The sequence below is a fragment of the Streptomyces sp. NPDC005774 genome (assembly GCF_042871645.1).
GTDB lineage: Bacteria > Actinomycetota > Actinomycetes > Streptomycetales > Streptomycetaceae > Streptomyces > Streptomyces pratens.
In genome coordinates, this window is the sequence record NZ_JBIAIV010000098.1 from 1 (window position 1) to 10,196 (window position 10,196).

Below are 10,196 nucleotides of genomic sequence, written 5' to 3' on the forward strand. Positions count from 1 at the left end.
GGGGTGCAGGTCGGGGCGGAAGTCGGAGGTGGTCAAGGGGGTGAGGGTCGAGTTTTCGGAGGTTGGTCAAGGGGGGTTGGGCTGAGTTTCGAAGGTGGGGAGGGGAGTTCGAGCGGTGGGTTGGGTGGTGGCGTGCGGAGGAGTTTCGGGGAGCAGAGGAGCTGAGCGAGTTAGTGCGAACTGGGGTCAGTTTCGCGGCGGCCGGGGTCGGCCGGGTCACTTCTGGGGGGTGGTGGCGGCGGTCTTCCAGACGAGCCGCCTGCGGTCGGTGCGGGCGGTGCGGAGGTCGGTGGCCTCCCGCAGCTTGCGCTTCGCCCGCGCGTCCTCGGACTCCACCGAGCGCGCCGCCGCGTTCTCAGCCGACGCCTTCCACTTCGCTTCGTCCTCGTCGGCCGTCAGCGCCCACACGCCCATGCTGTCGATGCCGACCAGGGCGAGCAGGGCGCGCACCGCGATGACGGGGTCCTCGTCGGCCTTCACCGCGTCGCGGGCCGCCTCGCCCACCTCCACGATGACGCGCCTGCGCCCGATCTCCAGTTGGGTCCGGGCGGACAGGTGCAGCATCCGGTCGTCGCCCGCCCCGGCGTCTTCGGCGTCGACGGCCTGGCGGTCGGCGGCGTCCTGGTCCTCGTCGGTGCCGATGCCGTACGCGCGCTTCAGGCCCTCGGACCACGCCATGTTCTGGCCGCCTTTGGTGGTCAGCTCGTACTCGGACCACAGCACGGCGAGCTGGTCGATGGAGCCCCAGCCGGGCAGATCGTCCGCGACCTGTCCGCCGCGCAGCGCGGCGAGGCGGAACAGGATGTCCATCGCCTTCATGTTGCCGCCACGCGCCTGCTTCACGTCGCCGCGCGCCAGCTCGGCACCGACGGACCAGTCCGAGTTCACGTCGGTGCCCTGCACCTTGCTGATGTACTTCCCGATCGCCGCCGCGTCCTTGACCGTGTAGACCCGCTTGAAGTCCACGCCGTCGCGGGCCGACGGGCGGAAGTCCGGGTTCGCGGCGGTGACGCCGTCGATCCACGCGGCCTTCCACTCCGCCTCGAAGAGGTCGAGGTCGGCGTCCGCCGGCCGGAAGTACGAGCGCACGGTCGGGTCCCACTTCTCGCCGGACCCGCGCTTGGGCTTCGGGTCCTGGCGGCCTCCGAGGAACACGGCGACGTGCAGGTGCGGGTGCCAGCCGTTGATCTGGCCCACGGTCACCTCGATCACGCGGATCGTGCCGACGACCCCGAGGCGGTTGCGGAGGTTGCCCGCGTTCGACCGGGCCCACTTCCGGCCCTGCAGCAGGCCCTTCCAGACCTCCCGGACCTGGACGCGGATCAGGTCCTCCAGGTCGTGGTTCGACCAGTGCCGCACGGTGAAGGTCACGAAGAGGACCATCCCACCGCGCCGGACGTGCTCCGTGATCGCGGTGTCCGCGTCCGTGGCCCGCTGGCCCCGGATGACCGCCTCGCACACCGGGCAGGCCCAGACCGAAGCGCACCGGTTCAGGCCCTTGCGCCCGACCTGCTGGCCGTCGGCCGACACGGTGAGCGTGACGCCCGCGCCCTCGTCGCGGGCCGACCGGCGGCAGCCGCGGATCGACTTCAGCTTCGAGTGGTCCCACTGGAAGTACAGCCCGGAGTAGTTCCGGCGCTCCCGCTCCTTGCGTCGCAGGTCAGCGGCCTCGGCGGCCAGTTCCGCCGGGGTCTTGGGGTCGGGGTCGGGAAACTTCTTTCCCTTCCTACCAAGGTGGTCACCTTCGGTGCCCTGTTCCCGCAGGTCAGAGGCCGTTTTACGGGTGATCTTCGCGTCACCCTTGCGGCAGGTGGGAGAGCAGTACATCTGGCCCGCGCGGGCGCGGGTGAAGCGTCGGCCGCACGACTTCCGGCGGCAGCGCGGCCGGGCGGCGGGCTTGGAGACACGAACGGCCCCGGTCAGCGACGCGTCCGAGGGAGCGGTCGCCACAGGGGCCTGGAGTCCTGCATCATGGGAATGCACTACGTGAGCACCAATCCTGGTCCGTGAGAAGTCTGGGGAGCTGGTGTTCGCTCGGGCCCGCCGTGCTACCGGCGGGCCCTTCGCGTTGTCTGAGGTTGTGGCGTTGAGCCTGCCACAAAGTGAGGGACGACCAGCCGATATGCGGACGATGGCCCTGGGTCAGTTGTGACTTGATGGGCCGTAGGGAGCCCCGCCAGCCGAAAGGCCGGCGGGGCTCCGGTGTTACGCGGCGGCTTCGACCGTCCACTCCCACGGCTCGCCGTCGGCGGCGGCGCGAGCGGCGGCGTCGGCCAAGGCGCGGGCGAGGGCGGACACCCGCGGCTTCATCTGCCGGGTGCGGGAGACCTTCATCAGCACCTCGGAGACGTGAGCGGCGTCGGCGGCCGGGAAGGCCAGGGCCTGCCGCCCCTCCATCGCGGCGACCAGCGGGGCCACCGACTTCCGGTCGTTGTACGGCACGGCGTTGGTCACCCACGCGGCGAGGGCGACGACGTCCGCCAGGAGGTGGCGGTCCTGCCCGAAGAAGTCGGCGCCGTGGGTGGTGACGAGGCTGGGTTCGGCGTCGTGGATCGCGGGTCGGCGGCTCATGCTGCGGCTCCCATCCGGTGGGCGAGCTGGGTGGCGGCGGCGAGGATGAGCCGGATCTCCGGCTCGCCCTCGGTGAGGAGTCGGAGCGGGTTGGCCGGCGGAAGCGGCGCGGGGGCCGGGGCCGGGCGGCGGCGCAGGGCCACCGCCAGGACCACGAGGCTGACCGCCACGGTGGCGAGGTAGGCGAGGGCGATCACTGGGCCACCGCCTCGGCCGTGGTGACGCGCTTCCAGGACGCCCGCAGCCGGGTCTCCCCAGCGCTGTGACCGGCCTTGCGGAACGCGGCGGCGAGGGCGTTGTACGTCATCGGCGGGTTGGTGCTGGCCCGCAGATCCGCAACGATCGCGTCGATCGCGTCGTCCGTGAGCGCCGGTGCCTCGATGGCGGCCAGCTCCTCGAAGCTGCCCCACACCGGGAGCTGCCAGCGGGGCTGTGACGCGTCCTGTGACGCGGGTGCGACGCGCTCTGTCACGCAGGTCAGAGCCCTGCCGGTGCCGTCGCCCTGCCGAACTCCGTCCAGCTCCGACCAGGCCCCGGAGAGCCGCCGGGCGGCCTTGGCCTGTGCCTCTGCGACGCGCTTCCCGGCGCCCGTCACGGCGTCGAGGCGGGTCTCCTCGGTGCCCGCCTCAGCCCGGAGTTCGGCGCGGGCGATGGCCGCCTGGTCGCGGGCACCCTGCTGGATCGTGGCGATCCGGTCGAGGGCGGCCGGGGTCAGCGCGGTGCGCTCCCAGAGGCCGTGCACGAGCCACAGCGCCTTCGCGGCGAGCGGCAGCCAGGAGACCGCCAGCCACGGACCGGGCGAGGGCTCACCGAGCGCGTGGGCGACCAGGACGCCGGTCGCCACCGCCCCGAAGCCCCAGCCGACTCCGGTGATCGCGTTGCTGTGGTCGCCCTGCCGGGCCAGCCGCCGCTCGTACGCGAGCGTGGCCAGCCAACCGCCGTCGAGGCCGATGCCGACGACCAGGGCGATGCCCCACGGCATCGAGCCACCGAGCCACATCACGATCACGGCCAGGGTGAGGACCATGCTCACGGTCGTCATGGCGACGGCCGGGCCCACGGTGAGCAGGCGCTTGAAGTTGGGCTTCGTCATGGTCACTTCCCCTTCCGGATCTCGCGGATCAGCAGGTACGACACGCAGCCGCCGACCGTCACGGCGACGGCGACCAGGGCGACGGCGAGGAACAGCGCGGTCAGGACGCAGGCACAGGCGGCGCCGCCCGCGATCCACGCGGCGACCTTCCCGGCGGATCCGCCGGCCTTCTGCGTCGAGCAGCTGCACGAGGCGTGCGCGGCCGGGGCCGGGGTCGCCGCCTGCACGGCCTGGACCACGGCGAGGATCTCGGCGATCCGGTCGGTGTTGGCCTCCGCCGCGCGGGCGTCGGCCACGGCCTGGGCGAGGTTGGCGCTCATGCGGCGACCTCCGTACGGATCGTGGTGCCGTCCTTGGCGAGCAACCCGCGCTTGACCAGCGCCTTGACGGCGCGGTCGACGGAGCCGGGGTTGATGCCGACCGCCTTGGCGATCTCGGCGTTCGTGGACGTGCCGCCCTGCACCGCCTTGAGCACGGCGACCTGGTTGTCGGTCAGGTCCGCCGGGACCGCAGCCGCGGGCTCGGCCTGCTCCTTGACGAGTTGCAGCGTGGGCGCGGGGGCCGGAGCCGGAACGGCCGACACCGCCGACCGGGACCAGATCGGGCGCGAGGGAAGGCCGATGACCTCCTTGGGGGTCATGAACCGCAGCTTGATCGGATTCCGCCGCTGCTTCGGGCCCTTGTCCTGGTCGAAGAGCAGCGCGTAGCCGGGCATGGGCAGGTCGTGGGCGGGCCAGTCGGAGCGGCCGAACACGGTCATCGCGTCGGTCTGGTTGGCGACGGCGAGACCGAGCTTGATGGTCATCTGGCCCGCGATCTGCGAGTCGAGGCCGTGGCCGTCGCCGGACAGCGTCGGCTTCTGCGTGGCCGGGCAGAGGATGATCTCGGCGGCCCGGTACTTCCGCGCGATCGTCCGCAGGCCCTCGATCACGTCCTGGTAGTCGCGCTTCTTGCCGTCCTCGTCCTCGTACTTGGTCTTGCAGTCCTGGAGCAGCTCGCCCATCTCGTCGACGAACACCGTGATCCGGGGGCGCCCCGGGCTGATCGAGACGACGTCCTCGCCGCGCGGCAGGACCTGCAGCCGCTCCTCGCCCTCCGCGATCAGCTCCTGGACCAGCTCGCGCATCTCGTCCAGCTCGACCGCCGTGCGGGCGCGGTGCTTCCAGTTCCGGGCCTCGATGTACTTCCGGTCGAAGATCACGAGCCGGTGATCAGCGTGCTCGGACGCCTCGGCCATGAGCGGCCGGGCCGAGTACGACTTGCCCGCGCCGGACGTACCGGCGATCAGCATCCGCTTGCCGAGCGGCACCGGGACCGTCTCGCCGGTCACCGTGTCGATGGCCCAGCAGTCGCCCGGCTTCCAGCCCGACAGGCTGATCCCGTCCGCAGCGCTGCGGGTCCGCAGGATGATCGTCGCGCGGTCGCCGTGCGACCCGTACTTGACCTCCACCCGCAGGTCGGTCCGCGCGCCCAGGAGCGCCCGGATCTCGTCGGCCTTTGCCTGGAACCCCTTGGGCGTCCACCGGTCGTCCAGCCGCACGTGGGAGACGAGACCGGACGCCGTGAGCTTGGCCGGGGTCGGGACCGTGCCGGACAGGCCGCGCGCGTCCGCGTTCGGCACCCAGTACGTCGGGTCGAGCCGGGAAGCCAGCCGCTTCTCCTCCGCCGTCATCGAGTCGTCCACGTCCGCGACGACCTTGCGGCGGCCGATCCACAGACCAGCGACGTTCAGCCCGATCAGGCTGAGCGAGGTTCCCGCCGGCCACATCGTCCAGTGCTCCGCCGACGACATGACGTACGAGGCGAGCCCGGCCGGGATGGTGTGCGCGGCGTGCGCGCGGACGGCGAGCTGGCGCATCGTCGCGGGGTAGTTCCGGCGGGCGGTCTTGAGGTCGGTGCGGGCGACCTTCGCGTGACCGCGAGCCGCCTTGTCGGCGGTGCGCGCGGCGCGGCGGCCGCCGTTGAGCGGGTTCTTGCTCGCGGCCTTCGCGGCCTTCCGCTGGCTGACGGCGGTAGCGGCGGTCGAGCGCGCCGACGTGTTCACACGCTGGGCGGCGATCAGCGCCTTCAGGTTCTCCGGCGTCCGGAGCTTGGTCCGGCGGTCAGCCTCCACGTCCCAGCGGTGCGCGAACGGGGCGCAGGCGGGAGCGGCGGCGTCGAGGGCGCGGCCCGTGGCGGCCGTCGCCTTGTTGATCCGGTCCGTCGAGAAGCCGAGGGTCGCTTTGGTGCCAGTGCCGATCTTGTTCCATGCTGCTGCGTAGTCCACGAATCGCTCCTTCAGGTGTCGTGGATCAGGGCCGGGATTGCCGTTCGCGCGGCGTTCCGGCCCGTCTGTTTTGGGCGGTTGATCCCGCAACCCCCGGGGCGCAACTTCCCTTGCGGGTGGTTGCGCCCCCGCAAGCGTGTGACCTGCGGGTTTCGGTGTTGCGGTGGTTTCCGGGGTGGGGCCCCTACGCGTGTGCGCGCGAGGGCCCCGGATTTTCGAGCCGTTCGGCGGCCCCTCGGAAGGCGCCGCCGAACAACATCCATACTGTGGTAGCACAGTTGCTGTGTCAAGCCCTACACTGTGGTAGATCACCGCATTGGATGCTGTGCTAGATCACCGCACCGTTCACCGCCGAAGGAGAGCCCTCATGTCCTCGTTGGAGCGCACGCCCCCGTACCTCCAAGTCGTCGCCGCCCTGAAGTCGAAGATCGTCAGTGGCGAGCTGTCGCACGGCGACGCGCTGCCGTCGGTGCGCGAGCTCGCGTCCGCGTACGGAATCTCGACCGCGACCGCGCAGAAGGTCCACCGCACCCTCAAGGCCGAAGGACTCGCGGAGGCCCGCCAGGGCGCGGCCACCACCGTCAGCACGCGCCGGACGTTGCACCGCACGGCGGCCGACCGGCTGGAGGCGGCCCTCACCACCGGGCGGATCTACGCCGATGGCGAGTACGCCGTCATCACGAACGCGGAACTGTCCGCCCCGCCGGAGTGGGTGGCGGACCTCCTGGGCGTCGAGGGCGACGGCCAGGCGCTGCGTCGCCAGCGCGTCACGCACAACGCCGACGCCGAACCGGTCAGCGCCAGCACGAGCTGGTTCGCCGCCGAACTCGCGGAGACCGTGCCCGCCCTGCTCCTGCGGGAGCGGATCGTGGGCGGCACCCCGTCCGCCATCGAGGCCGTCACCGGCCGTCGCGCCGTGGCGTCCGAGGAAGCGTCCACCGCCGACGCGGCCACCCCTGAGCACGCCAGCCTGCTGGGCGTCACGCCGGGCTCGCCGGTCCTGCTGAGCCGGAACGTGTACGTCGACGCGCAGGGCGACACGGTCGAGGTCGGGGAATCCGTCGCGCCCGCCGGCCGCTGGCGCGTACACCGGAGCTGACCGCCCAACGCCGAAGCCCACCAACCCGGGAGAGGAACCCATATGTCGCTCGGAGAGATCACCACCACCGACCTGAACATTTGGCAGTACCGCGCGGTCGGCGTGCTCGACAGCCTGGTGAAGGCCGCGATCAAGGCGGAGCGGTACCCGCTCGACTGGATGGTCACCAGCAACGGCGCCCTGCGCGGCGAGGTCGGGAAGTTCGGCCGCCTCGGCGAGAACGACCGCCGCTTCGTCTTCGACGAGTGGTGCCGGGTCGTCAACGCCGGTGCCCCGCGCGAGTCCAAGCAGTTCGACGGAGGCACCCGGCTGACCGCCGTGTTCACCCACCCCACCAACCGTGGCGAGGTCAACGGCTCGCTCGTGCTCGACATCGACCCGCCCTTGGACGACGAGGCATAGCCCCGCCCGGCAGACACCGAAGCCCCCCGCCGATCCGAATTCGGCGGGGGGCTTCGTCGTGCCAACTCCCGAACGTACCCGCAGGGGCCCGCCCCTGGCCCGCTGAGCGGCGTTCTCCCTGCCCCGCGACTCTCAGCCCACGGGAACCCCAACCGGCCGTCTGCGGGCCGTACAGCGCGCCTCACGCCCCACCGAGTCCCCGACCGGGCGGCGCACCCTCGTTGGGGCCTTCACCACCCGCAAGCGGGCGGTATCCGGGGGCTCCGCCCCCCGAGCCCCCCGGCCACCGCTCCCAGAGGGGCCGGGGGCTCGGTGGGGGAGTGCGGGCCGGTGGGTGGTGCGGGGGGTCACGGGGTGCCGGATCCCTCCGGCCGGTCGTCCCTCCGCACCATGCCGCACGAACGCACGGGGCGGTTCCGCAAGCTCCACCACCCCGCACGCCCGCACGGCCTCCACCGTGAGTGCCGCCCGACCGGAGGGACCGACCCCCCGCTCAGCCCCCTTGTGCCAAGACGCGCCGACGCAGCCGCGGCCTACTCGCCGTCGGCGGCCTCCGGCCCGAAGAGGGTCGGAGCCTCGGCAGCCGGAGGCGCGGCCAAGCGCCGGCGCTTCTGCTGCGGAGCGGGCGGCACCACCGGCCGCCGCGCTTCCAGCTCCCGCAGTTGCTCGTCCACCTCGTCTATCGACCGCACCCACCCGTCGCCCGGGTCGGCGGCCGGGACCGGGGGCTTTGCAACGTCACGTGACGTTGGGCGGGCACGCTCCGGAACGTCACGTGACGTTCCGGAGCGTGCGACGGCCGTGGCCACAGCCGTGACGATCGCCTCGCGCTTCTGCCGTGCCTCGTACGCCCGCTGTCGGCACGACCGCTTGCAGTACCGCTTCGGCTTGGTGCCCAGCGACTTGGGCACCGGGTCGCCGCAGTACTCGCACAGCCGGTTGCCGTGCGCATCGCGCGGACTCTCGAAGGTCGTCACGTCGTCTCCTGTCCGCCCGAGCGGAGCCCGAGCGCGTCACCGATGCGCCGGCGGACCGTCCGCTCCCGGTACGCGTACTCGCGGTGGCTGCGCGAGCAGTAGTCGCGCCTGCGGCCGGTCTCCGGCTGCACGACCGGTCCGCCGCACCAGATGCACAGGCGGTTGCCGTCCGCGTCCTCGATCGGTGCCGTCGTCTCGTCCATGCCGCCGACCGTACCGAGCCGCGCGGCCGGGCAAATGCTGCGAGCCGCCGACCGCTCCTCGAGGAAGGGCGGCGCTACACCTCTGGCACTTTTGCACCGCCGCCCACGTCGAGCCGCCGAAGACCGTCGTACGGGACAACTTTGCTCCGGCTCGAAGCGCCGGCACTTCCGCCCGATCGAGCCCGGCCGCCGTCGCCGCGTACGTCATCGGTCCGGCCCGTACGTCTCCGAGATGACGTACGCCGACGACGACCAGGAGCACGAGCAGCTGCACGCCGACGACTCGAACGGATCGCCCACACCTATGCATCACGACCCGATGGCCGACCACCAACGCGTGCACTCGTGCACGAGCACACCCGTGCACACGAGACCGGCCTCAGCCGCACGACGAAAACAGGCACACCTCTTGCATTCCGGCGACTGCTACAAAGCCCGGTACAGAACACACCTAGGCATTCTCAACGTCCCGGACTCCACACGATCAACACGAGCACAGCTCAGGCATTACCGCCCGAGCCCCTTCGCCAGGACCGCAGAGGGTCCCGCAGGGAAGTAGTCGGCGCCCGGCGGACGACGCTCCGGCCCCCTTGTCCAGCAGGTCACAGCGACACGGCCGCGACGTCGCCGCGAGGTCGAGGAGGACCCCAAAGGGAACCCCGAACGGAAGTCCAAACGGGAGCCCAAACGGAGGTCCGAACGGAACCCGAAACGGGACCAGGCCGACCGGGGAGGACGAAGGTATCGTCACGCCGCGCGTGCCGGTACGGGCCACAGATCACGGCAGCGAGTTGTGGGTTACTGACGTCAGTAACGGGTCGGCCGGGGACGGCCGGAGGGTGTCGTGGGGAAGTAGTCGGCGCGGCCAGACCCCTCGACACGCACGTCAGAGAGCGCCCGGCCGTCGCCGTGGGGCAAGTTGTACGGCAAGCCGTAGGGCCAGTTGTAGAGCACGTTGACGGGCCAGTTGTAGGGCCAGTTGTAGGGCAAGCCGCCCCCCGCCGGACCTTGATCAGACTCGGGTGATGGACAAAGGGAGTTCCCCCGCCGGGGAACTCCAGACTGGCCCGATGAGCACGCGCCGCCCGCTGGGCACCGGTCCGACATCCACCACCAGGAGCACGCCGACGTCCCCACGGCTGCTGCCCGTCGAGCGCGGCGAGCGGGACGAGCTGGTGGACGTCGAGCACCAGGACGTGGCCGCGCGGAAAGGCCGGCGGATCCTCGGCGCCGGACACGAGACCGGTCTCGAAGCGCAGCAAGTTATCCCGTTGGACGGTCCACCCGGGGGGCGGACCGCAGCACCCTGACCGAGCGCGGCCGGGGTGCAGGGCGACAACTCGGGGTTGTCGCCAGGGTGTAAACCGACCCGTACACCAGCGTGTGACAGAGCCCCCGGACGACTTCCGCCCCGACCTGCACAGACGCCCTTCCACCTCCAAGACCACCCACTCTCCACGTGTTCCGTGTGGGTGGTCTTGGAGTTTCCAGGGGTGCAGGTCGGGGCGGAAGTCGGAGGTGGTCAAGGGGGTGAGGGTCGAGTTTTCGGAGGTTGGTCAAGGGGGGTTGGGCTGAGTTTCGAAGG

11 protein-coding genes are annotated in these 10,196 nt (G+C 71.6%); 3 read left to right on the forward strand and 8 right to left on the reverse strand.

The features are described from left to right. Positions 1-216 precede the first annotated feature (216 nt). The 6 genes from ACFYQA_RS38520 to ACFYQA_RS38545 all read right to left on the reverse strand — a co-directional run bounded on the left by ACFYQA_RS38520 (position 217) and on the right by ACFYQA_RS38545 (position 5,930). On the reverse strand, positions 217-1,950 hold the full coding sequence (locus ACFYQA_RS38520) for a hypothetical protein (RefSeq protein ID WP_388928359.1): 1,734 nt from the start codon (positions 1,948-1,950) through the stop codon (positions 217-219). A gap of 255 nt (positions 1,951-2,205) precedes the next feature. Then, entirely contained in the window at positions 2,206-2,571 is a 366-nt protein-coding gene (locus ACFYQA_RS38525) for a hypothetical protein (protein WP_388928361.1), read from the reverse strand. After that, on the reverse strand, positions 2,568-2,768 hold the full coding sequence (locus ACFYQA_RS38530) for a hypothetical protein (RefSeq protein ID WP_388928363.1): 201 nt from the start codon (positions 2,766-2,768) through the stop codon (positions 2,568-2,570). Before ACFYQA_RS38530 ends, ACFYQA_RS38525 begins: the two co-directional genes overlap by 4 nt. Continuing rightward, positions 2,765-3,664: a protein spdB gene (locus ACFYQA_RS38535; RefSeq protein WP_388928365.1), complete on the reverse strand. Its 900-nt coding sequence runs from the start codon at positions 3,662-3,664 to the stop codon at positions 2,765-2,767. Before ACFYQA_RS38535 ends, ACFYQA_RS38530 begins: the two co-directional genes overlap by 4 nt. 2 nt (positions 3,665-3,666) lie before the next feature. Continuing rightward, positions 3,667-3,984 (reverse strand): hypothetical protein, encoded by a 318-nt coding sequence (locus ACFYQA_RS38540; RefSeq protein WP_388928367.1) that lies wholly within the window; start codon positions 3,982-3,984, stop codon positions 3,667-3,669. Then, complete coding sequence (locus ACFYQA_RS38545; RefSeq protein WP_388928369.1) at positions 3,981-5,930, reverse strand: winged helix-turn-helix transcriptional regulator; 1,950 nt, start codon at positions 5,928-5,930, stop codon at positions 3,981-3,983. The genes ACFYQA_RS38540 and ACFYQA_RS38545 overlap by 4 nt, the downstream gene beginning before the upstream one ends. A gap of 367 nt (positions 5,931-6,297) precedes the next feature. Here ACFYQA_RS38545 and ACFYQA_RS38550 point away from each other — a divergent pair, with 367 nt between their 5' ends. Together ACFYQA_RS38550 and ACFYQA_RS38555 are read left to right on the forward strand one after the other, a co-directional pair. Continuing rightward, positions 6,298-7,029, forward strand: a complete 732-nt coding sequence (locus ACFYQA_RS38550) for a GntR family transcriptional regulator (RefSeq protein ID WP_388928371.1) — start codon at positions 6,298-6,300, stop codon at positions 7,027-7,029. 42 nt (positions 7,030-7,071) lie between these two features. Then, entirely contained in the window at positions 7,072-7,431 is a 360-nt protein-coding gene (locus tag ACFYQA_RS38555; protein ID WP_388928373.1) for a hypothetical protein, read from the forward strand. A gap of 533 nt (positions 7,432-7,964) precedes the next feature. Here ACFYQA_RS38555 and ACFYQA_RS38560 read toward each other — a convergent pair. Together ACFYQA_RS38560 and ACFYQA_RS38565 are read right to left on the reverse strand one after the other, a co-directional pair. Further along, positions 7,965-8,408, reverse strand: coding sequence for a hypothetical protein (locus tag ACFYQA_RS38560; protein ID WP_388928375.1), 444 nt, complete (start codon positions 8,406-8,408; stop codon positions 7,965-7,967). Then, on the reverse strand, positions 8,405-8,611 hold the full coding sequence (locus ACFYQA_RS38565; RefSeq protein ID WP_388928377.1) for a hypothetical protein: 207 nt from the start codon (positions 8,609-8,611) through the stop codon (positions 8,405-8,407). The genes ACFYQA_RS38560 and ACFYQA_RS38565 overlap by 4 nt, the downstream gene beginning before the upstream one ends. 1,070 nt (positions 8,612-9,681) lie before the next feature. Here ACFYQA_RS38565 and ACFYQA_RS38570 point away from each other — a divergent pair. After that, positions 9,682-9,921 carry a hypothetical protein gene (locus ACFYQA_RS38570; RefSeq protein ID WP_388928379.1) on the forward strand — a complete coding sequence of 80 codons (240 nt, stop codon included), beginning with the start codon at positions 9,682-9,684 and terminating at the stop codon, positions 9,919-9,921. Positions 9,922-10,196 lie beyond the last annotated feature (275 nt).